The 22,973-nt window shown below is 54.0% G+C and carries 18 protein-coding genes and 2 pseudogenes; 9 read left to right on the forward strand and 11 right to left on the reverse strand.

Going from position 1 to position 22,973, the window contains the following annotated elements; translation table 11 throughout:
- Window positions 1-39: 39 nt before the first annotated feature.
- The 6 genes from G544_RS21030 to G544_RS0118300 all read right to left on the reverse strand — a co-directional run bounded on the left by G544_RS21030 (window position 40) and on the right by G544_RS0118300 (window position 5,885).
- Window positions 40-1,005 (reverse strand): Csu type fimbrial protein, encoded by a 966-nt coding sequence (locus G544_RS21030; RefSeq protein WP_051155832.1) that lies wholly within the window; start codon window positions 1,003-1,005, stop codon window positions 40-42.
- A complete protein-coding gene (locus tag G544_RS0118280; protein ID WP_071783425.1) occupies window positions 998-3,469 on the reverse strand; it encodes a fimbria/pilus outer membrane usher protein in 2,472 nt (823 codons plus the stop codon). The genes G544_RS21030 and G544_RS0118280 overlap by 8 nt, the downstream gene beginning before the upstream one ends.
- A gap of 9 nt (window positions 3,470-3,478) precedes the next feature.
- Window positions 3,479-4,210, reverse strand: coding sequence for a fimbrial biogenesis chaperone (locus tag G544_RS0118285; protein ID WP_027275918.1), 732 nt, complete (start codon window positions 4,208-4,210; stop codon window positions 3,479-3,481).
- Window positions 4,211-4,233: 23 nt separating this feature from the next.
- Window positions 4,234-4,791, reverse strand: a complete 558-nt coding sequence (locus G544_RS0118290) for a Csu type fimbrial protein (RefSeq protein ID WP_027275919.1) — start codon at window positions 4,789-4,791, stop codon at window positions 4,234-4,236.
- A 16-nt stretch (window positions 4,792-4,807) separates the two neighbouring features.
- The gene (locus G544_RS0118295; RefSeq protein ID WP_036024629.1) at window positions 4,808-5,272 is read right to left on the reverse strand and encodes a Csu type fimbrial protein; all 465 of its coding nucleotides are present in this window, start codon (window positions 5,270-5,272) and stop codon (window positions 4,808-4,810) included.
- Between the two features lie 94 nt (window positions 5,273-5,366).
- Entirely contained in the window at window positions 5,367-5,885 is a 519-nt protein-coding gene (locus tag G544_RS0118300; RefSeq protein ID WP_027275921.1) for a Csu type fimbrial protein, read from the reverse strand.
- A gap of 512 nt (window positions 5,886-6,397) precedes the next feature.
- Here G544_RS0118300 and frsA point away from each other — a divergent pair.
- From frsA to G544_RS22780, 5 genes are all read left to right on the forward strand, one after another.
- Window positions 6,398-7,645 (forward strand): esterase FrsA, encoded by a 1,248-nt coding sequence (gene frsA / locus G544_RS0118305; RefSeq protein ID WP_027275922.1) that lies wholly within the window; start codon window positions 6,398-6,400, stop codon window positions 7,643-7,645.
- Between the two features lie 89 nt (window positions 7,646-7,734).
- The gene (crl, locus tag G544_RS0118310; RefSeq protein WP_027275923.1) at window positions 7,735-8,106 is read left to right on the forward strand and encodes a sigma factor-binding protein Crl; all 372 of its coding nucleotides are present in this window, start codon (window positions 7,735-7,737) and stop codon (window positions 8,104-8,106) included.
- A 192-nt stretch (window positions 8,107-8,298) separates the two neighbouring features.
- Window positions 8,299-9,402 carry a glutamate 5-kinase gene (proB, locus tag G544_RS0118315; protein ID WP_027275924.1) on the forward strand — a complete coding sequence of 368 codons (1,104 nt, stop codon included), beginning with the start codon at window positions 8,299-8,301 and terminating at the stop codon, window positions 9,400-9,402.
- Between the two features lie 12 nt (window positions 9,403-9,414).
- Entirely contained in the window at window positions 9,415-10,665 is a 1,251-nt protein-coding gene (gene proA, locus G544_RS0118320; protein WP_027275925.1) for a glutamate-5-semialdehyde dehydrogenase, read from the forward strand.
- Window positions 10,666-11,410: 745 nt separating this feature from the next.
- Entirely contained in the window at window positions 11,411-11,575 is a 165-nt protein-coding gene (locus tag G544_RS22780) for an IS1/IS1595 family N-terminal zinc-binding domain-containing protein (RefSeq protein ID WP_428829223.1), read from the forward strand.
- A 96-nt stretch (window positions 11,576-11,671) separates the two neighbouring features.
- Here the strand turns inward: G544_RS22780 and G544_RS0118330 are convergent, their stop codons facing one another.
- The 5 genes from G544_RS0118330 to G544_RS21040 form a co-directional block, all read right to left on the reverse strand.
- Window positions 11,672-11,962 carry a hypothetical protein gene (locus G544_RS0118330; RefSeq protein WP_027275926.1) on the reverse strand — a complete coding sequence of 97 codons (291 nt, stop codon included), beginning with the start codon at window positions 11,960-11,962 and terminating at the stop codon, window positions 11,672-11,674.
- Window positions 11,963-12,076: 114 nt separating this feature from the next.
- On the reverse strand, window positions 12,077-12,709 hold the full coding sequence (locus G544_RS0118335) for a LysE family translocator (protein WP_027275927.1): 633 nt from the start codon (window positions 12,707-12,709) through the stop codon (window positions 12,077-12,079).
- 98 nt (window positions 12,710-12,807) lie between these two features.
- Window positions 12,808-13,131: a YnfA family protein gene (locus G544_RS0118340; RefSeq protein WP_027275928.1), complete on the reverse strand. Its 324-nt coding sequence runs from the start codon at window positions 13,129-13,131 to the stop codon at window positions 12,808-12,810.
- A 6-nt stretch (window positions 13,132-13,137) separates the two neighbouring features.
- Window positions 13,138-13,650, reverse strand: coding sequence for a methylated-DNA--[protein]-cysteine S-methyltransferase (locus tag G544_RS22625; RefSeq protein ID WP_036024582.1), 513 nt, complete (start codon window positions 13,648-13,650; stop codon window positions 13,138-13,140).
- Window positions 13,637-15,115 carry a DNA-3-methyladenine glycosylase 2 gene (locus G544_RS21040; protein ID WP_036024633.1) on the reverse strand — a complete coding sequence of 493 codons (1,479 nt, stop codon included), beginning with the start codon at window positions 15,113-15,115 and terminating at the stop codon, window positions 13,637-13,639. The genes G544_RS22625 and G544_RS21040 overlap by 14 nt, the downstream gene beginning before the upstream one ends.
- Before the next feature lie 515 nt (window positions 15,116-15,630).
- On the opposite strand from G544_RS21040, the gene brnQ reads away from it, so the two are divergent.
- The 4 genes and pseudogenes from brnQ to G544_RS22790 all read left to right on the forward strand — a co-directional run.
- Window positions 15,631-16,956 (forward strand): branched-chain amino acid transport system II carrier protein, encoded by a 1,326-nt coding sequence (gene brnQ / locus G544_RS0118355; RefSeq protein ID WP_134389122.1) that lies wholly within the window; start codon window positions 15,631-15,633, stop codon window positions 16,954-16,956.
- 97 nt (window positions 16,957-17,053) lie between these two features.
- A complete protein-coding gene (gene proY, locus G544_RS0118360) occupies window positions 17,054-18,418 on the forward strand; it encodes a proline-specific permease ProY (protein ID WP_027275931.1) in 1,365 nt (454 codons plus the stop codon).
- Between the two features lie 696 nt (window positions 18,419-19,114).
- A pseudogene (locus G544_RS22785) lies at window positions 19,115-19,240 on the forward strand (ESPR-type extended signal peptide-containing protein); the annotation flags it as partial.
- Window positions 19,241-21,154: 1,914 nt separating this feature from the next.
- Window positions 21,155-22,504: pseudogene (locus tag G544_RS22790) on the forward strand (autotransporter outer membrane beta-barrel domain-containing protein); the annotation flags it as partial.
- Window positions 22,505-22,973: the final 469 nt, after the last annotated feature.

The raw sequence follows: 22,973 nt of genomic DNA on the forward strand, positions 1-22,973 counted from the left end.
TTTCCAGAGCTTTCTTTTTTCTCAAATGGGAACCCTCTTCTAATACTCCACAACAAACATCAGCGTATCGCTATAGCTCCCTGCCGGTGCGGCCGGCTGGTTAGGGTTGATACGGGCGCTGTAGGAAAGGGTCTGGCTGTAGCCCGTGCCGCTGCCTGAAAGCGGCGTGCTGTTACTCCAGACCGTGGAGTCGTTTGGCGCATAAAGGTTGTATTGAAGGTAGCTTTCGGCGTTGCTCTTTTTCATTCTTCTCCACGGCGCGCTGTAGTAAGTGCCGTTATTGATATAGGCGGTGTAGGGCGTATTGAGCGAGCAGGTCAGCGCGACCGTGGGCGTGACGGGCGTAAAGCCGTCGACCAGCGCGCTGGGGGCGAAGGCGATATTTTGCGCGCTGTCGATTTTACAGTCCTTGGTGACAACGACGGTGACCTTTATCGTGCTGATATCGTTGCCGTCTTCATAGCCCAAGCAGAGCAGGGCGGTGCACATGTGGTAGGTCCAACGAACGGTTAGGGTGTCGCTGTAGGTTCCGGCGGGGACCGGTGTCGCCGCGTTAGCGAAAGTTCTGGCATAAAGCGTGACGTTAAATCCGCTGCTGACGAAAATAAGCGACAGCAGGTTAAGCCCGGAAGAGCCGTAGTTTATGGTATTGCTTAGCGTAAACGGGTACTGATAGTTTTTATCGGCATACAGGCCGTAGGGAATTTTGTAGTTGGCGTTCTGCTCGTTGACCAGATTGAACTGCCCGCTGGACGTCAGTATTTTACCGGTTAAGGTGTTTTCCGACAGGATGCCGACGCTAAGGCCGGAGCAGCCCATCCCGCCCGCGCCGGACGACGACAGCGGCGCATTATTGATATTAAAGGCGCTAACCGTGCCGAGGCTGATGGGGGTGGACGGCGACGTGATGCTGCAGGCCGCGCTGGCGACGGGAATAAAAAGCGTCGCCCACAAGAACAGGCCGAAGGCGAGGGACGAAACGCGTAGCGCCGTTTTCTTAGTCATGGCTGAGGCTCTCTTTGCAAATAAGTTCGCCCGGCGTCCAGCCGGAGGGAATAGGGGCAGGAAGGGCGAAGCTCGCCCGGCACTGACGCCCGTCGTCGGCGCGGGTCACCCGCAGCGCATTGTCGGCGGCGGCGTTGCCAAGGTAGGTTTCTCCGTCCCAGCCGACGTAGGCGATGTCTTCTTGCCCCTCCTGACGCACCAGGCTGCCTCTGGGGAGTGGCGTTCTATTTTCATCGACCAGCGTCAAGGTGACGGCGACGACCTTGCGCAGCGGAAATTCGATAACGGTTCCCCCGCTTCCCTTCACCGCACGATGCTGTTCAACCGTTGGTATTTGAACGTCAACCGGCAGGCCCATCGGGTCTATTTCATATTTCCCTTCCGCGTAGGCGGTTACGGAGGGGATCAGCAGGTAGCCGTCGTCGTCGGTTTTTCCCAGCGGCTGGTTTTCGTAGCGAACGGGGACACCGGCATAGCCGTTGGTCGAAACCAGCGCAAAGGCGTCGTTGATGGTTTTTGAAGCGAACAGGTTGCCCTTCACGGCGACCAGCGACCCGCTGATCTCTCCCCAGTAGGTTTCATCGCGATCGCCGTAAATGCCGCCCTGTAGCCGGTAGGCGTTGGCCGCATAGTCGAGGTTGGCCTGCTTATAGTCAGACTGGTCGTTTGGCCGCTTGGCGTAGGACAGCGTCCAGCCCAGGCCGCCGTCGGTAGGCGCGGCTTTGCTGTAGGTCGCCTGATGGCTCCAGCGGTTTTCCGTATCCCGACTGGAGGTGACGGTCGCGCTGCCCATAGCATTGAACGGAATGCTGATAGTGATTTGCGCGCTGTATCCGGACGAACCTATTTCACGGTTCATCGATGCATACAGGCTGTTGTTGCTAAAAAGCGTCGTGCTGTAGGAGACGTTGAGCAGCCGCAGGCGGCTGTCGTCGTACTGCGTGACGTCAAAATAACCGACGCCGACGGAGCCAAAGCGCTGAAGAGAGACGCTGCCGGTCAATTGACGGCTGCGCTTGTCCAGCCGGTAGCCGCTTTGATAGTTGGACAAATCGCCATAGCCGTCGCTGCGGTCTATCTGCTGCGCGTTGACGCTGAAGTAGTTTTGCGTGTAGGCGTAGCCCAGCGAGCGCTGTCGGCCCGTTTGCTTTGAGCTGTAGAACGAGGATTGGCTGGCGTCATCCATTTCTGATTCTGACGCGCTAAAGGCGCCGGGGCGGGAGCGGCTGATGCCGTAAGCGCCGTTGACGACGCCGAGGTTCCCTACTTTAATTACGGCGCCCAGGCCGCCTACGTTCAGCTTTTCCGCGCTTTCTGCCCGAGCTTCCAGCGTCATCCAGCTCGTCAGGCCCGCGCGCCCGATGCCGCTGGCAGCGTTAGCGCCGTAGTCGGCATTTTTAATGCCGTAGTTATTTCTGATTTTACCGGCGGACAGGCTGAAGTCCGTCAGGCCGGGTTTTAGCAGCGAGCTGGAAACGTAAAAGGGGACGACGGTGTTAACCTGTCGCCCCAGCGGGTCGGTTACGACCACCGTCGCATTGCCCGCGCCGTTGATGTAAGGCACGGTCTCAACGGTGAAGGGGCCAGGGTTGACGTTAGCGCTGGTGTACTTGTAGTTGTTCAGATAGACGTCAACGGAGCTGGGGACGGCGGCCTGCCCCGCGAACTGCGGCAAGGGGTAGGTTATCAAATCGGGCCTGGCGGAAAAGTTGCGAGAGATCTGCACGCCGCCGAGGCGAACCGAACTGCTCCACGGCAGCGAACCGGTGATGGCGTCTCCTACGAGATACTTGAGCATGCGGGGTTCGTCGTCATAGCGCCACACCGTATCGTAGCGAAGATAGCGATGGTTATTCTCGTCCTCGCTTTCGCCGTTGATATGCTGATTGTAAACCCCGCTGTTGGAAAGCGAGCCGAACAGTCCCAATACCCTCTGTTCGGTGTAGGCAGAAACCGCATCCGGGCTTGAATCGTCTGACGAATGGCTGGCGTAGATGTCGTAGTTGAGCAAAAGCCCCAGCGGGTTTTCCGCCGCCGCCGCCGACGAGAGCCTTGACGCAGACAGCCGCTGCTCCGGCAGCCATTCTGTCGGAACGCTGATAAACAGCTTCTGGCTTTCGCCTTCGTACGTCACGGTGACGTCTTTTATTTCATCGACCGCTATTTTTTCCGTACTTGACGCATCGACGGGAAGCCCCAGGCGGCTAAGCTCGGAGGCGGAGATATAGTAGTGGCCGTCTTTGTAGTCCACCGCCAGCACGTTCTGGCCGGGCCGACCGTTGATGACCGGCTCCAACATCAGGGACATATCGGGCAGCGCACCGACTGCCCTTGGCGCTTTGACGCCGTCGTCGGAAATCGACGGCTCTTGTTCCGAATTGGCGAAGGCCGCTGCTGTCAGTAAAGACAGTAGCGCGACAGAGCCGACGGCGAGCGGCGATGAACGCCTGAATTGACGGGGCATAGCGTCACATCAACGCGGCGTCAGCCGTACGGGTTCCCGTTCACTGTTTACCGTTGCCTGTAGCGCGCCGCCTGCCGGATTTTTTCCTTTGGGGAGCGGAAAGGCTACGTTTGAATGGGGTAAGACGTAGCCGACCAGGCCGTCAATCAGCACGCCTCCGTTGGCATTAGTCAATTTTGATAATCGGGCGTGCACCGCACCGTCGTTTTTGACCTCAATCTTGCCCTGCGTCAGGCGATAGCTAAGCGCGGGCAGAGCGGAAGTAAGCCCTTTGGCTTTTGCGTATTCCTGACTGGCAGTCAGGCCCGTACCGTAGACAAACAGGGGAATGGAGTAGCGCATTTGAAAGTTGACGCCAGCGCTTGCTCCCCCTTTTTCTTCATTGGCCGCCTGAGGAATTTCATCGATAAAAATGCGGTAAGCTCGTTCCTGACCCGCGGGAGCGGCCTGGTTTTTTATCAGCCGGATAAGCTGGCGCTTACCGGGGGAGATGAGCGCGAAAGGCGGGCTTACGGTGACCTCGCTCTGTTTGGCATAGCCGTTTTCACCGCTGCGCTGCTCCCAGCGAACCGCTTTAATTTCCATGTAGACGGGCTTGCTGTCCTGATTTTCGAGCCAGAGCGATGCGCCGTTTTGGTCGCTTTCAATGACCGGATCGATAGGGGAGATGAGCACCGAGGCCGCGTTTACGCACGTCGGAACCAGAAGGCAGGCCAGAGTCAATGTTTTTAGATTAATCATTATGTTATCCAACGTTCACTGTATTAATAGGTAAAAGTAATAATGACGGTATCGCTATACTGGCCCGCGGCCGGAATGCCGGGCAGCGAAAACAGGCGAGCATAGATAGTGACGTTTTGTTGAGTGCCGTCGGTGGTTAAGCTCATCGACTGGCCGCCGTTGCTGCCGTTGCCCCATATCACGGTGCGCACGCTGTCTTGATAAAGCTGGTATTTCAGCGTGCCGCTCTGAGTGGCGTGCTTCATCGCTCTTCCTGAACCGATGACGCCGCCGGCGTAAAGCCCGCTGTCGATGTCGATTTTTACCAGCGTGCTGGGAGTACACCTTAGCGAGATTGAGCCGGCGTTCGCCGTAGAGGCAACGTCGATAGGGGTGGAAAGGGTGGTAATGCCGTTACCGAAGTTAAGCGTGCCGAATGAAGCGCTCCCCGAGCCGCCTGAGCCCAAGGCGCACCCCGCCGTAACGGTCGCACTGGCCTGCAGCTGCGTGCTGATGGTTTCCCCGTAGGCGCCGTTAAGCAGGGCTGCGTTTAAAAGTGCGAGCGGGAGAGCGCGTCGAAGCGTCTGACTGAACGTAGGCATCGCCGTCTTCTCCTCTTTACCAGCTTACGGTGACCTGAACGGTGTCTTGGTAGGTATCCGCAACGGGAGCGTTTTGCGCGGGGACGCGCGCATAAACCGGAAGCACTTCCGGCTGGCCGGTCGCCGTGCGGGTTACGCCGCTGACGCTGTCCCATACGCTGGTGTAGGCTGCGTTGCTGTACAGGTTGTAAGGCAGCGTTTGTCCGGCGTTTTTGCCAAGCATATAGCGTTGGGCGGTATTGCCGCTGTTGCCGCCGCTGAGCACGACGCGGTAGCTGACGCCGCTGGAGCACTGCACCGTCACCGCGCCGGCGTTAGCCTGGCCGACGACGACGACGCTTTGTGATATGAGAGAGCGGCTGCCGAAGTCCAGCGTGCCAAAGGTTGTAGCGCCGTTGGTGGTTGAACCGGCGCTACAGGTAGCAAGCAGCGTTGCTGAAACTGTGAGCGACGTCGACTGGGTTGCGCTACTGCCTGCCATAGCGTGGAAAAGCAGAGGCAGGCAGAGGAACCCGCGTTTATAGCGGACTCGTATTGGCGGATAAAGGCCGAACACTTTTTGCTGTTTCCGGCGGCTACCAGCTCACCGTAACCTGTACCGTATCGGTATAGGTGCCGGCGCTGGGTACGTCTTGTGGAGGGACTCGTCCATAAATAGCAAGGTTTTCCTGAGCGCCGGTTGCCGTTCTTGAGACGGTTCCGGTTTTGCTCCACTGCGTGTTGCGTCCGGTATCCTGGTACAGGTTGTAGCTAATGTACTCGGATCCTTTAGCCATACGGCGCTGATCGTCCAGATCGTGGGAGCCTGCCCCGATAAGGATGCTGTAGGGTAACGCGCTGGTGCACTGAATTTGGAGCGCGCCAGCTGTGGTGCTGATGGCTTCGCCATCGAGGCTTTGAGACAGCGTCGCCGTACTGCCGAAGTCCAGCAGACCCATATCGGGGCTGGATGCAGTGACGCCGCCCCCGTTGACGGCACAGCCGTTTGTGATGATTAACTTCACGCCGAGCGTACCGTTGACCTCATCTGCAAATGAAGAAAAAGCAAACAGCGCGGACAGTAAGCCGAGCGCAGGTGCTGGCCATATTTTCATGTTGCCACCTTTAGATAATTTTTAAATCAAACGTGATAAACCAGAGAGACTATATTCAACAATAAATTGTTCATCCTGAGATTTATTCATTCAGGTGGAGATATGACCCGAACCTTTTAATTCCTCTTTTTAATAACTATAGCGGGGCGGATACGTAATGCCATAAATTCTTTGGTAATTTATTTTTTAATATTAATCATGGGATTACTGTTTTTCACCTGTACTAATGGCCCATTGTCTTAGCAAGGTTTTATTTATTGTCTATTTTTAAAAGTGGCTTTTTATTAGGAAATAACATCATTGTCTCAATAATAGATCTCGGTATTGACGTTCCTTCATTACGTTATTAGATGCACTAAGATGGATGTGTTTTTATATTTCTTCAATTTTTCTTAATCACACGTGTTTAACGAATATAAATCTTGCCGCTCTCTTCTCCCGTGTTGCTTTATTGAGTATCATGGCTATTGTCCTCACACTCTCGCGATTAAGCAGGAGGCGGTTGTCCATCAATGCCAAAATCAAACCTTTCTGAAATATTGTTTAAACCTTCGTTCAAGCATCCGGAAACCTCTACGCTGGTCAAACGCGTAGTTCAGACCGGCGGCAGCGTTCACTCTTCTCTTGACGGAGAAAGTCAGTCGAACTGGTACCGGATGATCAATAAGGTCGTTTGGGCGTGGCGCGGCGTCGATCCGATTGAGGTAGAAAACGTGCTGGCGCGCATCGCGGCGTCGACCAACGAGCGCACGAATGAGGCGCTGCTTGATACGGTCGTTGGCTATCGCGGCGGTAACTGGATCTATGAGTGGGCTAAGGAAGGTATGATATGGCAGAAAGAGGCGCTCGATCTCGCCTGTAAAGATCCGGCCAAGGCGGGCGCCTGCTGGCTTAAAGCGTGCAGCCTGTACAGTATCGCCAGCTATCCGCACTTGCGGGGCGACAGGCTGGCGGAGCAGGCCGAGCTGCTGGCCGATCGCGCCTATAGGGAAGCGGCCAACTATCTTCCCTATGAGCTTAAGTCGATTGATTTTAAGGTCGAAGGCGGCACATTGACCGGTTTTCTGCATCTTCCCGAGGGCGGCAAAGGGCCTTACCCTACGGTGCTAATGTGCGGGAATCTGGATAACCTGCTTTGCGACTACTCTTCGCTGTTTCGTCAGTATTTGGCGCCCAGCGGCATTGCCATGCTGTGCGTCGATTTGCCCTCGCTGGGCTTTTCTTCAAAGTGGACCCTGACGGAAGACACCAGCCTGCTGCACCGTCAGGTGCTGAGCCAGCTAAATAGCGTTCCCTGGGTGGACGACAGGCGAGTCGTTGCGCTGGGCATCCGGTTCGGCGCCAACGTCGCCGTGCGTCTGGGCTATCTGGAATCCCATCGGCTGCAGGGCGTCGCCTGCATTGGGCCTATCGTCCACGATCTGTTCACCAACGCACAGAGCCAGGCTAAAACGTCGCTCGTCTATCGCGACATTATCGCCAGCCGCCTGAAGCTGGACTCCACCACCGATAACCTGCTGCACAGCGAGCTTAGCCGCTATTCGCTTAAGGTACAGGGCCTGCTTGGCCGCCGCAATCCGCTGCCCATGTGCAGCGTCAACTTTGAGAACGACGTGATTAGCCCGCAGTCGGAATCCAAGCTCATCGTTTCTTCCAGCGCCGAAGGCAAGCTGATAAACGTCGGCGCGACGCCGCTGCTCGGTAACTTAAAAGAGGGGCTGACACAATTGACAGGATGGATCCAACAGAAAATATGTTAACATAGTGTTATTTTCCGCGCGTCGTTTGGGTACGTCAGCGCGGCCAAATACGCGAAAGATGATATACATCCAATAACAGGGGCAACGCGATGCTGTTACCAAATGGTCATTCAAGAAGTCGGTTGATGAAAGAGTTTGTTAGCCTGGGGCCGTACATTAGGGAAGCTCAGAGTAAAGGGCATCGCTACTTTTTTGACTGTTTGGCGGTCTGCGTAAGCAGCAAGCCCGCGCCGGAAAAGAGAGAGTTCTGGGGCTGGTGGATGGAGCTGGAAGCCGACGAGCAGGGATTTACCTACCGCTGTCAGGTTGGGCTGTATGATAAAGCCGGCGACTGGCAGGCTAAGGCGATTAAAGACGCCGCGGTGATGTCTGAAATTGACAGCAACCTGAAGGTTTTCCAACAGCGCCTGAACGACTATCTCTCCTCGCTAAACCTGACGCTTCGTCCGGCAGAACGCTAGGGGCTCGCGCCCTAAAATGCGCCCTTGCGCTCGCCGCTTTAAAACGCCGGGCGCGAGGGGAAACGCCGCCATTCTCCTCCCTGTCGAGGATTTTTATCGATAATCTCATGCTGCCTGTTGGCATAATGCGTTACACCTGCTAAAAAGGTCTTCACTCTTTATTTTCTTGGTGTTAATGACGGCAGAATAACTATGAATAACGGCCAAACGCTGGTTGTCAAGCTGGGTACCAGCGTATTAACGGGCGGTTCGCTTCGCTTGAACCGCGCCCATATCCTTGAATTGGTTCGCCAGTGCGCTCAGCTTCATGCGCAGGGACATCGCATTATTATCGTAACTTCCGGCGCGATCGCTGCGGGAAGGGAACACCTGAACTATCCGGAACTTCCGGCAACCATCGCGTCCAAGCAGCTTCTGGCGGCGGTCGGGCAGAGCCGCCTGATCCAGCTTTGGGAGCAGCTGTTTTCTATTTACGGCATAAACATCGGTCAGATGTTGCTGACCCGCGCCGATCTGGAGGACAGGGAGCGCTTTCTCAACGCCCGCGATATGCTGCAGGCGCTGTTGGATAACGGCATTATCCCCGTCATTAACGAAAACGACGCCGTCGCTACGGCGGAAATCAAGGTGGGCGATAACGACAACCTGTCTGCGCTGGCGGCCATCCTCGGCGAGGCCGACAAGCTGCTGCTGCTGACCGACCAGCCGGGGCTATTTACCGCCGATCCCCGCGCCAATCCTGATGCGGAACTTATCAGAGAAGTGCACAGCATCGACAGCGCGCTTAAGGCGATTGCCGGCGACAGCGTCTCTGGGTTGGGTACGGGCGGCATGGCCACCAAGCTTCAGGCCGCGGACGTCGCGGGCAGGGCGGGCATTGAGGTGGTAATCGCCGCGGGCAGCAAATCCGGCGTCATCGTCGACGTTATCAATAACGTTTCCGTCGGCACCCGCTTTCACGCACAGGTTTCTCCGCTGGAAAACCGCAAGCGCTGGATATTCGGCGCGCCGCCGGCCGGCGAGGTCAACATCGACGACGGCGCCGTAGTGGCCATTTTAGAACGCGGAAGTTCGCTGCTGCCTAAGGGCATTAAAGAAGTGAAGGGGAACTTCTCTCGCGGCGAAGTGATCCGCATTCGCGATAAAAGCGGCCGCGATCTGGCGCACGGCGTTGCGCGCTACAACAGCGATGCGTTAAGAATGATAGCCGGGCATCACTCCCAGCAGATTGACGACATTCTGGGGTATGAATACGGCCCGGTCGCTGTCCATCGCGACGACATGATAGTCAACTAGGAGAAGTAGCCAATGTTAGAACAAATGGGTATTGCAGCCAAAAAGGCCTCCTGGCAGCTGGCGCTGTTAAGCTCGGCGAAAAAGAATCAGGCGTTGGCCGTTATGGCGGATACGCTGGAGGCGAACAGCGACGTCATTCTGGCGGCAAATGAAAAAGACGTCGACAGCGCAAGACAGGCGGGATTAACCGAAGCTATGATAGACCGCCTGCTGCTGACGCCTTCCCGACTGGCGGGCATTGCCAACGACGTTCGCCACGTTTACCGCCTGACCGACCCAGTGGGGCACGTCATCGATGGTTCACTGCTCGACAGCGGGCTAAATCTTCAGCGCCGCCGCGTTCCACTCGGCGTGGTGGGCGTGATTTACGAGTCCCGCCCCAACGTGACGATAGACGTCGCCTCGCTGTGCCTGAAAACCGGCAACGCGGTTATCCTGCGCGGCGGCAAGGAGACGGTTAACACCAATCAGGCGATGGTGGAAGTGATTCAACTGGCGCTGAAGAAGTGCGGGCTGCCTGCCGCGGCCGTTCAGTCTATCGATAACCCGGACCGTGCGCTCATCAACGAGCTGCTTAAGCTCGATCGCTATGTCGATATGATCATTCCCCGGGGCGGCGCCGGGTTGCATAAGCTTTGCAAAGAGAACTCCACGATTCCGGTGATTGTCGGTGGGATTGGCGTGTGCCACACTTTTGTCGACGAGACGGCCGACGTCGATAAGGCGCTGACGGTGATTGAAAATGCGAAAACCCAGCGCCCTAGTACCTGCAATACGCTGGAGACCCTGCTGGTGCAGCGCTCGATAGCGTCTTCCTTCCTGCCGCGCCTGAGTGAAAAAATGGTCTCCTGCGGCGTGACGCTGCACGCAACGCCGGAAGCCCAAATGCACCTGTCAGGCCCTGCGAAGGTGGTTGCGCTTAACGAGGAAGAGCTGAATAACGAATGGCTGTCTTTAGATCTCAACGTCGTTATCGTTGAGGGGATTGACGAAGCTATCGAGCACATCCGTGAACACGGCAGCGCTCACTCAGATGCCATCCTGACCCGCTCTTTGCTTAACGCGGAACGCTTTGTAAATGAGGTGGACTCCGCAGCGGTGTATGTTAACGCCAGCACGCGCTTTACCGACGGTGGGCAGTTTGGGTTAGGGGCCGAAGTGGCCGTGAGCACCCAGAAGCTGCACGCTCGCGGCCCGATGGGGCTTGAAGCGTTAACGACCTATAAGTGGATAGGCTACGGCGACGATTTGGTTCGTCGCTAAGCGATAAAGGCGTTTAACGGCGGCCAAGGCCGCCGTTTGTGTTTTACGATGGGGCAGCCGTTGGGTTCGTTTCTCGTCTGGTCGTGTTTAAATCGGCATTTTGCTATCGATGTGTTGATTAATTTCTGTTTGCTATATTTATCTTTTTATTCTTAAAAACAATGATGGCTCGACAGATTGAACTGTATCAAATCTGTTGTTTTCGCTTGGCCATATCAGATGACGTTTTTATGAATACTCTGTTTTATACTAATAGGCCATTTAGTTATTTTTTTAATTTTATTTTCTTAAACAAGTGGCGTCTTACTCAAGTCGACCCTGTATCCGCTTATCTTTTCCGTAAAAGCCAAACCTGAATATAATTAATTATTTCTGATTGTTACTCATAATTAGATCATTAGATTGATTGAAACCTGATAATTGGAGTATTTATCTGTAGTTTTATGTTTTTTATAATGTATATATTATATAAATGAATTTTTCGATCTAATTTATCTATTTTGACTTTTTTATGGCAAAATCAAAGCCTCTGTTTAAGACTATAATCTTAAATGGATTAGCTTCTTTAAGAATATTAATGCCGCACTTTACTTTATGTTCTGGTAGTTGTTAGGTGGAAGAAAAATAAGTGCTATTTACTCTCAGAGAATTATTGATTGAATAGGGGTTGTTTTTCTTTCTTGTGATCGCCGCTTTGAAAAGCCATTTTATTAGGGAATAATAATTGAACCTACTTATGGACTATATGCACTTATTAAAACGAAAGGAAAAGCCGGCCTGTCGGCACTGTGGGCTGGTATCTGACGTTCGTTTGCATGGAAAAGCCAAATCTGGAATGACGCGTTATCGCTGCATGGCGTGTAAAAAAAGTTTTCAGCTTAAGTACATCTATGGCGCTTATAAAGAGTGAAATAACGGTATAAGGCTGACTATAGAGCCCGCCGCCATTGGCGGGCTCTGGCGATCTTTTACGACGCTTGATTTTGGCGGTGTCTCGGCATATAGCCTAATAGTTGCTGTAGCCCTTTGCCTTCATGCATTCACCCACCTTATCAACCTGCTGCTGTTCCTTCACCAAAAGGCTGTTTATTGCCTCATCGGTACCGCCTCCGTCAATGACGTCGAGGTGATAGCTGGAATTGGCTGACGCTCTGCTTTCCTCTTCGCACTGAATTCTGTCCGCGTTGGCCGATTCTGCGGAGGTACCTTCCTTTGACCAGTTGCCGACGGTTGGCGAGCTGCTACAGCCGGCCAGCATAAACAGAGAGAATAGAGAAATTGCCATTGCCTTTTTCATAGTTGCTCCGCGCACTGTAGTAAGTTTCCAAATGTAGCTTAATCATAGCTGATTATGGCCGCTTATATTTGGTTGCAAAGTAACAACTATAGAAACTTTTTGCAAAGATGTGGCTTATCTTCTCGCCTCAAACGCCATCCTAACGGCAAGGCCCGCCAATACGCCGCCCATTAGCCAACGTTGAACCAGGATCCAGGCGGGGCGGCCGGTTAAAAACTTGGCGATGTAGGCTGCGCTAATCGCGATAGCGGCATTTATGGTAATGCTGGTGACAATCTGAATGGAGCCTAAGATCAACGATTGAGTCATCACGCTGCCGTGGGCCGGCGTAATGAACTGCGGCAACAAGGAAAGGTACATAATGGCGATTTTGGGATTAAGCAGGTTAGTCACCAGTCCCATCATAAACAGCTTTTTGGGCCCGTCTTTGGGCAGGTCGCGCACCTGAAACGGCGAAACGCCGCCGGGCTTTATCGCCTGCCAGGCTAAATACAATAGGTAAATCACGCCGCCAAAGCACAGGGCTTCATAAGCGTAAGGGACTGCCAGCATCAGCGTCGTAATGCCCGCCGCGGCGCAGAAAAGGTAAAAAACGAATCCCAAGGCAACGCCAATCAGAGAGATGAGCCCCGCGGTTCTTCCCTGAGACAGCGAGCGAGAAACGAGATAGAGCATATTGGGGCCGGGCGTTAAGGCCATGCCGAGCGACAGCAGGGAAAAAGCGATAAGCTGGGACGAATCCGGCATGGGAGATCCTTAAGTATGAAGTGGCTCGTTTTCAAACTTATAGCGGATTTCCCACGCTTTTTTTGATGTAACAATCACAAACTTAAGGTTTACCTGCCTTAGGCGCGCCAGCCGCTGATAATAATCAGCGCGCCGCACGCGACGACGGCTGCGCCCAGCCAGTCGTAGGTTGACAGCCTTACGCCATCGACCCAGCGCAGCCACACTAAAGCGGTGGCGACATAGATGCCGCCATAGGCGGCGTAGACGCGTCCGCTGGCGGCAGGGTGCAGGCTTAAAAGCCAGACGAACAGCATTAGGCTTCCCGCTGCGGGAAAAAGCAGCCATGCGGATGCGCCTTTCCTAAGCCAAAGCCAGGGTAAAAAGCAGCCGATGATTTCCGCCAGCGCGGTGGCGACAAACAGCAAAACCGTTTTTATCATGGCGGATTACTGCGCTCCTTTCTCGAAGTTCAGCAGCTTTTCTTTAATGGCAATACCGCCCTCATATCCCGTCAGAGAACCGTCCGAACCGATGACACGATGGCAGGGAACGATCAGGCTGATAGGGTTGGTGCCGTTGGCTCTCCCCACCGCGCGCACCGCTTTGGGGTTGCCAATGCGCTCCGCTAACGTACGATAGGTGATGGTTTCGCCGATTGGAATGCGGCACAGCTCCTGCCAGACGCGCATTTGAAAGGGCGTGCCGTTTAACGCAATGGGGAGATCGAACGTGCGGCGCTCGCCCCGTTGATACTGTTGGATCTGCTCTGCGACGAAGGCAATGCGCTTATCGCAGCGTTCAATGCCGTGCTGCTGCGCGTAGTCTTTGTCGTGTTCCAGATGAAAAGAGAGCCTGACCAACTGGCCGTCATCGTTAATCCAAGCAATTAGCGGACCAAATCGACTTTCTATCAGGCCAAAAGCGACCGCGTTGCGCAGGGGTTTATTACTCTGTTGCATAGGGTGTCCTCAGCGTTTCCCACAGGTGGGCCGTCGCCTGTGTTCTAAAAGGGGTAAAGGGCAGCATCAGCTGCTCGGCCTGAGCCGCGTTGGGGCGGGCTTCCAACGCGTAGAATCGTACCAGCGCTGCGGCCAAGCCGCTGTCGCCGACGGGCGCGCTGTCGGCAAAGCCCAGTCCGCGCATCATGGTATAGCGCGCCGTCCAGGGGCCGACGCCCTTGAGCTGACAAAGCGCCTTTTCTGCCGTTTCGGCAGAGCCGTAGGCCAGCGAATCAAGGTCGAACGAGCCGTCGGTAATAGCGCGAGCCGCGTCAATGAGGTAATTGGCCTTGGCGCGAGAAAATCGAATGCGGGTTAAGCTTTCGGGGGACAGTACGGCAATGTCGGAAGGGCGAGGGTGGATCCAAAGCCCGTCGTCGGAGGCCTGTCTTCCCGCGAGTTTGATTAAATCGTGCCTCAGCGCAGCGGCGAAGGTCAGGTTAATCTGCTGGCCGATAATCGCCCACGTCAGCGCCTCAAACGGCGTTGCCGTAAGAGGAACGTACAGAACGGGCGTCGCGTCGGCTAGCCGCTTGAGCGTCGGATTTTGCTTTGCGGCAGCGTAAAAGGCGCCTGTATCAGTATGCAGCCCAAGCAGCTTCATCACCTGGCGGTGGACCTCCACTCCCAAGTCACTTGCCGACGCCTCTGGGCTCGGGGCCGTTTCCCAACGGCAGTGGGCCTGCCCGTCGCCGATGCGCAGCGTGACAACCGCCGGGCGATCGTCAAGCCACAGCGCACGGGTAAATACGCCGTTTTCAAACCGTTCTGATAGCCCGCTTTGGTCGCGCAGGTGGTAGCGCCAGATCCCGTCCGGCGAATAGTCGGTGGGCAGCTTTAGGCTAAACTCATTCGCTCGGCTAAGCGCCCGATAGGTGCTGGGCGTCATGGCCATATGGGCCAAAAACTGCCGATGAAAGCTTGCCTCGCTGGCGAAGCCGACGGAAAGCCCCACGTTCAAGACGTTTTCAGTCGTTGAGAGCAGCGCATGGCCGGCGGCTCGTACGCGCTCTTTGCCGATAAGGTCCGCGGGGGAAAGGTGAGCGTGGTGGCGCACCAACTCGTTAAGCTTGGTGCTGCTAACGCCGCACAGCTTCGCCAGCGCGGCGACGCCTTTGATTTTCGCAGGCTCTGCGCGAAGGCGTTCAAGCATGGCGTCAAACAGCCGAACGTCGGCGTTTTCTCCCCGATAGAACAAGTCGGGTCGACAGCGTTTGCAGATGCGGAATCCGGCATCAACCGCTTCTCTCTCGTTGGCTAAAAAGCGGATGTTTTTTAACAGCGGTTTTCTCGCCGGGCAGGAAGGCAGGCAGTATATGCCGGTGGACAGTACGCAGGTCAGAAATTTGCCGTCATAGCTGCGATCGTGCCTCAGGATGGCCTGATACATAAAATCGTCGCTCCAGCGTAGCGGTGCCTGTTTCATCGTCAATCCCCGTCTGCCGCCTATAGCGGCGTTGCCGATTTTTTTCGTCATGGTATCCGTTTTTTAAATCTGAGCATAACCAAATGCTGTACGACAGTGTGGCAGCCGGCGGAGGGAAATTCCTCTCATTCATACCGTTAGATATTTATTCTGCCGCTGAGCCGTAGCAGGGGGAAACGTTTTGGGGTTTGCCCGCTTACCCGTGCGATTAGCTGATTAAAATGTGAGCATGCCGCTCGATGATTATTGGTTATTTCTGCGGTTTTGTGTGGCTATATCACCTGTATTAGAATTATCTTTAGATGATTATTCTGTGATGGCCGCCGAGGGTTGTTTTTTAACACTGTTATTGTGTTTACTTAGCGCGTCCTGAACGGCGCTATCGTAAAAAGCGCGTGCGGAATGCCTTTTTCTCCAGACCTTTTTAGGGAAACTTTGCGTCTTTAATCGATGAAAAAGCGTCAATCGCCGTATCCGATGCGTAGCGAAAAAGATTCATTTTTGCCAAATTCCTTATTATGAAACAGTTAAATTCTAGAGATATCATTGCCCTGGGCTTTATGACCTTTGCCCTGTTTGTCGGCGCTGGGAACATCATTTTTCCACCTATGGTGGGGCTAGAGTCGGGTGAAAACGTTTGGCTTGCCTCCCTTGGCTTTCTGTTAACTGCGGTGGGTCTTCCCGTCATTACCGTGATCGCGCTGGCGCGTGTCGGCGGAGGCATTGAGTCGTTAAGCGCGCCCATCGGTCAAAAAGCCGGCCTGCTGCTGGCTACGGTGTGTTATCTGTCCGTCGGGCCGCTGTTCGCTACGCCGCGCACCACCACCGTTTCCTTCGAGCTGGGCATTGCGCCTCTGCTGACGAATAAAGAAAGCCCGCTTCCTCTATTTATCTATAGCCTCGTTTATTTCTCTTTGGTGATTCTGGTTTCCCTCTATCCGGGCAGGCTGTTGGACACCGTTGGGCGCTTTTTGGCTCCGCTTAAGATTGTCTCGCTAGCGATTCTGGGCGCGACGGCGTTGATTTGGCCAGCAGGGCACCATCTTCCTGCGCTAGAGGTCTATCAAAATATTCCTTTTTCCAAAGGGTTCGTTGAGGGCTATCTTACGATGGATACGCTCGGCGCGCTGGTGTTCGGCATTATTATCGTCAACGCCGCCCGTTCTCGCGGCGTATCAAGCTCGATGCTGCTGACGCGCTATACGATGATAGCCGGCATTATTGCCGGCATCGGCCTGACGCTGGTTTACCTGAGCCTGTTCAATCTGGGGTCGAGCAGCGGTTCTCTTGCTGCTAATGCGACCACCGGTGCGGATATCCTTCACGCCTATATACAGTATACGTTCGGCGGTTATGGCAGCCTGTTTCTGGCTATCATGATCTTCGTCGCCTGCATGGTGACGGCGATAGGATTGACCTGCGCCTGCGCCGAGTTTTTCTCGAAGCTGCTGCCGCTGTCTTACCGCTCGCTGGTTTTCATACTGGCTCTCTTCTCTATGGTGGTGTCTAACATGGGGCTTAGCCACCTGATTAAATTTTCTGTTCCCGTGATGACCATCATCTATCCACCCTGTATTGCTCTGGTGCTGCTAAGCTTCATCAGCAATCTTTGGAAATGTGAAAGTCGTGTTATGATCCCGGTAATGCTGGTAACATCACTGGTCGGCGTTTTGGACGCGATTAAAGGCTCTCCTATGGCGGAGATATTGCCGTCATGGGTTGGAAAACTGCCGGGCGCGAGTCAAGGGCTGGCGTGGCTGGTTCCCATGCTGGTGACGCTGGTGATTGCAGGCATCATTGACCGCCTGTGCGCTGCACCGAACAAGACATCCAACGCTTAACTATCCGGTTAGACTAGCGGGCAAAATGACCCGATGCATGAAAAACGCCGCGGCCCTGTCTGCGGCGTAATAATGATAAGAGAAGAGTAAACATCGCATGGAAAAACAGACCAACAAGCTTAAACGGGGGCTGACCGCCCGCCATATTCGGTTTATGGCGTTAGGTTCTGCCATAGGTACCGGCCTGTTCTACGGGTCAGCAAGCGCAATCAAGATGGCGGGGCCAAGCGTGCTTTTAGCCTATCTTATTGGCGGTATTTTCGCTTTTATCATTATGCGAGCGCTGGGGGAAATGTCGGTCCATAATCCGCAGGCGGGCTCGTTTTCTCGCTATGCGCAAGACTACCTGGGGCCCTTGTCCGGCTATTTGACGGGCTGGATGTACTGCTTTGAGATCCTCATCGTCGCTATCGCCGACGTCACGGCGTTCGGCCTGTACATGAGCTTCTGGTTTCCAACCGTGCCGCTGTGGGTCTGGTGCTTAAGCGTTGTGCTGATTATCGGCGCCATCAACCTGGTGCACGTGAAGGTCTTCGGCGAGTTTGAGTTTTGGTTGGCCTTTATCAAAGTAGCGACCATCGTCATTATGATTTTGGCTGGGATCGGCATCATCGTCTGGGGCTTTGGCAATCAGGGCCAGCCGACCGGCATTCACAACCTGTGGACCAACGGCGGGTTCTTTGCCCACGGCGCGCTGGGCATGATCCTGTCGCTGCAGATGGTGATGTTCTCCTACGGCGGAATTGAAATCATCGGCATCACCGCCGGTGAAGCGGAAGATCCGAAGAAGACCATTCCCAAAGCGATTAACTCCGTACCGTTCCGTATCCTGCTTTTCTACGTCGGTACGCTGTTCGTTATTATGTCCATCTTTCCGTGGGATCAGGTGGGTACGCACGGCAGCCCGTTTGTACTGACCTTTGAGAATCTGGGCATTACTGCCGCCGCCGGCATTCTGAACTTTGTCGTTATCACCGCATCGCTTTCCGCGATTAACAGCGACGTCTTCGGCGTGGGACGCATGCTGTTCGGGCTTGCCGAGCAGGGGCATGCGCCGAAGGTGTTTACCAAAGTGAATAAACGCGGTGTGCCATGGGTTACGGTCATCGTGATGATGGTGGGCCTGCTGGTGGCGGCCTACCTTAACTACATCATTCCGGAAGACGTGTTCGTCGTGATTGCTTCGCTTGCGACCTTTGCAACGGTCTGGGTATGGATAATGATCCTGCTGGCGCAGATTGGTTTTCGCCGCAAGCTGACGCCGGAACAGGTGGCTAATTTGGAGTTCCCGCTGCGCGGCGGTGCGACGACGTCGGTGATTGCACTGATTTTCCTGGTGGGCATTATCGTACTTATCGGCTACTTCCCGACGACCCGAGTGTCGCTGTACGTCGGCCTGGCCTGGGTAGCTTTTATGGTGCTAGCCTACTATGTAAATAAAGCCATCAGGCGCAGTAAGTAGCTCAATTGCGTTAATACAGCTCGTAGATGAAAATTAAGTCGGCCAATATTGGCCGACTTAATTGTTTTAGAGACCGTTCTATTACGATATACCCTATCCTTTTAGCATATTTTCCTTTCTTTTTATCTTCTTTACCATTCAAAAAACTCTTGCCTTATTTCTCCTTAATTATCTGTTTTTGACCATATTTTTTGCTTTTGTCTCATGGTGAATGATTTTTTTGGAATTTAATTCTGTAAAATATTTAATTTTCGATCTAAATTTGGACATTAAAAATTAAAATTTGATCTTAATGATCGTACAAATATCGTGTAATATGTCCGCCGCTCAATTTTCTATTTTTTTAATAAGGGTTTTTTTACCTCATTTGAAATAGTTAAACCGTTGGCTAAATACAAAAGTAACCGATTAAACAATGGGTTACTTTGTTTCGGTGGTTGTTGGAAGTATAAGGGAGGAGTGGCTTAGGGAAGAGGTTAAGCGATCGGTAACTACTGTAAATAAATATACCTAGATTGGGATGAATAACTCTCAAAGGGTGGTCGTTCGCCTTTTTTAGGGATTAATATTCAAACAGGGATGAATGTTAGAGCCGTTAGGCACATTTAACACTGATTTTTTATTTCTTGTCTAAGTCTTTCCTGTCTCGCCACCGTGATGTGTTTTCTGCTTCATTAGTGATGAGAGATACGGAATATGAATAGAAATTACAATATTGTTTGGAACGCCGCTCGCAGCATGCACGTAGTGGCTTCTGAGCTGGCCTGTGGAGATAGTCGGATACCGAGTCGGGTTCGTGCCGCAGGCGTCGCTGTGGGTTTGGTTTTATCCGGAATGGGCTATGCGAGCGCCGCAGAAGTCGGCCCGCAGAGCGGCGCCAGCGTTGCATTGCAAAACGGCGATACCGTTACGGTAACGACGGGCGGAACGGGCATTAACAGTACGGTGACCGGGGGCAGCGGCCTGCGAATCGATGGAAAGGCGACCATTAACGTTTCCGGCGACTCTGGCTCCAGCGGCGTGAAGCTTGATAACTCTGCGAGCAACGAGCTAGGCGTCGGCACGGAAATTCACGTCACGGATACCGGAACCTCAACCAGCGCTTCAACGACCGGTCTCTATATTGATAAAAATAACGCCGGAACCCACGTTAATGCTGACGGGCTTGTGGTTGACGTGAGTGCGGCTAAAAGCGCCTACGGCATCTTTAGCGTTGGCAGTGGAGACGCTATCTCTCTGGGTAAAGGGAGCTCTATTACCGCAAAATCAGACACCAGCATTGCCCGCGGCGTTTATCTGAGTAATAGCAACGGCAGTTTTAGCATTGACGGCGGTTTTATCCGGGCCGAGACGGCGGCGGCCGATCAGGCTACCGGGCTTAGCGCGGAGTTTTCAGATCGCGCTGATATTACGCTGGGAAAAGGTACCCGAATTGAGGCTGAAAGCGCACTCGGCTCAAGTACGGGTGTTGCAATGGGCTCAAACGGCACGCTTACCGGTGAAGGCGTTGAGGTTAGCGTTAAGGGTGCCAATACAACCTACGGCGTAACGGTCGGCTCAGGCAGTACCGTTGACTTCGGCAAAGGTAGCTCAATTAACATGCAGGGCAACGCCAGCTATTCCACTGGCATTTATACTGGCGGAACAAATTCGTCTTTTATTGCTGACGGCATCAGCCTCAACATGGAAACAACGCGTACCGGTAGTTCTACCGGACGTGGCATTGAAGTTTACGGAGAAGGCGCCAGCGTGGATTTAGGGAGCGGTAGTACCGTTTCCGTACATGGCTACACGGCCGGGGGCGGGATCACCTTAACCGGTCGGGATTCTGGATATGCCCCCGTTTCTTTTAAGGCCGATAGGCTAACGGTAGACGTAACGGGTAAGGGCGTCAATGGCATTCAGGTTGACGGCGGAACGATGGATCTCGGTTCCGGCAGCAGTGTCAGCGCTAACGGAACGGTAGAGACTATCTGGGTGACCGACGGTGAGCTAAAGGCAAAAGAGCTTACCGTTAAGACGGCGCAGTCGACAGGCATTCTCGCCCAAGGCGGGACGGTAACGATCGGCGAGGGCAGCGTTATCGATGGCAGGATCGTCGGCGCGTCGGGGTCTACCAACGGCATCGCGGCCGGATATAAGGGATTTGGTAATGAAACGGCCACGGTCAACTTTAACGGCACCGAACAGAATCGAAACACCATCTATGGTATGAACGGCTACGGCGCATCCTCCCAGTTTGCGGGGCAAACGGTCAATATCTCCAATACGGACATCGTTATGGGCGGTACATCGCGCTCATACGGCCTGTGGGCCATCGGCAACTACAGCTTTACGCAGGCGGGAGTCATCAACGCTAAAAACGTAGCGATAGACATGACCAGCCTTGGCGCGAACGGTTATGGCGTCGTTGTTCAGCAGGGCGGTATCGTTAATCTGACAGGCGATACGACGATAAAAACCGACGGCGGCGTAGCGATTTGGAACCCGCGCGTTGGCAGCTCCAGCGATCCCGATGTGGTTTATCAGGGCGGTACGATTACCGGTACCGGAAAAATGGACATTACCGGCGATATCGTCAACAGCGGCTGGGGAACTATCGATCTTACCATGGACGCGGGGTCTCTATTTACCGGTGCGACCTCTGTCAATGCCGCATTAGGCGATGATTCAACTCTGAATCTGGCATTGGAGAACCGGGCCCAGTGGACGATGACCAGCAGCTCCAGCCTGAGTAACCTGACCAACGGGGGCAGCATCGTCAGCGGCGGCGCTACGCCGGGCAGCACGCTTTCCGTCAGCGGCGACTACGTCGGTAACGGCGGTACTCTGACGCTCAATACTCAACTGGACGGCGACGACTCGCTGACCGACAGGCTGGTGGTCAACGGCAATACGTCGGGCACAACGACGCTGATGGTCAACAACGTTGGCGGTCAGGGCGCGTTAACGACCAACGGCATCGAAGTGGTGAACGTCAGCGGCAGTTCCGACGGCGAGTTTACTCAGGGTAATCGCCTGCAGGCCGGATTATTTGAATATCGCCTGTACAAAGATGGTGCCAACTGGTACCTGCGCTCATTGGCCGTCGATCCGACGCCCACCCCCGATCCCGATATCGATCCTGATGTCGATCCCGTCACTCCGCAGTACCGCCCAGACATCGGCGCCTTTGTCGGCAACCAGGCGATGATGAAGAACCTGCAAATGCAGACGCTGTACGATCGCGAAGGCAGCCAGTACCAGTCGAAGGACGGTGCGGTGTGGATGCGCTTTAAAGCGGGTATGGCGGACTCCACGGCGGCGAACGGTAACGTGGATATCGACAACCACTACTCGCAAATCCAGCTGGGAGGCGATCTTGCTGCGTGGCGCCTGAGCGAGCAGAGCCTGAACGTGGGCGTGATGGGCAGCTACGTCAAGGCGGATACCGACAGTAAGGGCAACCGCGGTGCGGACGGCAGCCGGTTCTCGGCCACCGGCAGCGTTGACGGCTACAACCTGGGCGTTTACGCCACCTGGTTTGCCAATGCGCAAAGCCATCAGGGCCTGTACGTAGACAGCTGGTATCAGTACGGCATGTACGACAACACGGTGAGCAACGCTGGGCTGAGTTCGGCCAATTATGACTCGACGGCCAACGCGGTGTCGCTGGAAACCGGCTATCGCCACGACGTTGCTATCGGGGAAGGCAGAACGCTGAGCCTGATCCCGCAGGCGCAGATAGTATGGCAAAACTACCGAGCCGATGCGGTAAACGTCGACGGCACGCGGGTTGACGGCCAGAACGGCGACGGTTGGACCTCGCGCCTAGGCTTGAGAGTGACGGGCAAGATGGACAAAGGCCAGAACGTTATTCAGCCGTTCCTGGAGGCCAACTGGCTGCACAGCACCGATGATGTATCGGTCTCGTACGACGGCGCCAGCGTGAAGCAGGATCTGCCGGCGGACAGGGCAGAGCTTAAGGCGGGCATCCAGGCCAACTTTGGCTCACAGTGGAGCGTAGCGGCGCAGGCCGTCGGCCAGAAGGGCAGCCACGGCTACGGCGACGCGAGCTTTGGGCTGAACGTGCGCTATAGCTGGTAAGTCAAAGTTGTAATAACACGCTAAGGCCGGTAATTCCGGCCTTAGCCTTTTTGAGAACCATATTACTCCGAGGCTACATAAAGGTTTTTAAATATTAGGCTAATGTATTTATCCTTAGGGGGCGCTCTAGCTATTTATAAATAGAATTTTTCCCTATGTAGGCTGCAAAAATTGTATGTAGCCATAGGGTTATTTGCGTTTATTTTATTGCTAATAATTTCACTGACTTAATTTATTCTAATTTGTTGAAAATAATTTCATATCCTGGTTGGTATCTGTAATTAATTTGACATACATCAAGTGGAGCATTATCGCTGTCTGAGTGTGTTATTTTAAATCTTAATTTTCTGTTTATTCGATTTTTTTAACTGTAAAAAAGTGATTTAGATCTTAATTATCGTTTGTTTTTTGTTTAAAATAAGATATCGCAACTCTTATTTTATTTGTTAAGGGTTGTTTTTTTATCAGG

It is taken from the genome of Leminorella grimontii ATCC 33999 = DSM 5078 (assembly GCF_000439085.1).
GTDB lineage: Bacteria > Pseudomonadota > Gammaproteobacteria > Enterobacterales > Enterobacteriaceae > Leminorella > Leminorella grimontii.

Coding starts and splice junctions, on each gene's coding strand:
- G544_RS21030 (WP_051155832.1), bottom strand. CDS start 1,005: ATGACTAAGAAAACGGCGCTACGCGTTTCGTCCCTCGCCTTCGGCCTG.
- G544_RS0118280 (WP_071783425.1), bottom strand. CDS start 3,469: ATGCCCCGTCAATTCAGGCGTTCATCGCCGCTCGCCGTCGGCTCTGTC.
- G544_RS0118285 (WP_027275918.1), bottom strand. CDS start 4,210: ATGATTAATCTAAAAACATTGACTCTGGCCTGCCTTCTGGTTCCGACG.
- G544_RS0118290 (WP_027275919.1), bottom strand. CDS start 4,791: ATGCCTACGTTCAGTCAGACGCTTCGACGCGCTCTCCCGCTCGCACTT.
- G544_RS0118295 (WP_036024629.1), bottom strand. CDS start 5,272: ATGGCAGGCAGTAGCGCAACCCAGTCGACGTCGCTCACAGTTTCAGCA.
- G544_RS0118300 (WP_027275921.1), bottom strand. CDS start 5,885: ATGAAAATATGGCCAGCACCTGCGCTCGGCTTACTGTCCGCGCTGTTT.
- frsA (WP_027275922.1), top strand. CDS start 6,398: ATGCCAAAATCAAACCTTTCTGAAATATTGTTTAAACCTTCGTTCAAG.
- crl (WP_027275923.1), top strand. CDS start 7,735: ATGCTGTTACCAAATGGTCATTCAAGAAGTCGGTTGATGAAAGAGTTT.
- proB (WP_027275924.1), top strand. CDS start 8,299: ATGAATAACGGCCAAACGCTGGTTGTCAAGCTGGGTACCAGCGTATTA.
- proA (WP_027275925.1), top strand. CDS start 9,415: ATGTTAGAACAAATGGGTATTGCAGCCAAAAAGGCCTCCTGGCAGCTG.
- G544_RS22780 (WP_428829223.1), top strand. CDS start 11,411: ATGCACTTATTAAAACGAAAGGAAAAGCCGGCCTGTCGGCACTGTGGG.
- G544_RS0118330 (WP_027275926.1), bottom strand. CDS start 11,962: ATGAAAAAGGCAATGGCAATTTCTCTATTCTCTCTGTTTATGCTGGCC.
- G544_RS0118335 (WP_027275927.1), bottom strand. CDS start 12,709: ATGCCGGATTCGTCCCAGCTTATCGCTTTTTCCCTGCTGTCGCTCGGC.
- G544_RS0118340 (WP_027275928.1), bottom strand. CDS start 13,131: ATGATAAAAACGGTTTTGCTGTTTGTCGCCACCGCGCTGGCGGAAATC.
- G544_RS22625 (WP_036024582.1), bottom strand. CDS start 13,650: ATGCAACAGAGTAATAAACCCCTGCGCAACGCGGTCGCTTTTGGCCTG.
- G544_RS21040 (WP_036024633.1), bottom strand. CDS start 15,115: ATGAAACAGGCACCGCTACGCTGGAGCGACGATTTTATGTATCAGGCC.
- proY (WP_027275931.1), top strand. CDS start 17,054: ATGGAAAAACAGACCAACAAGCTTAAACGGGGGCTGACCGCCCGCCAT.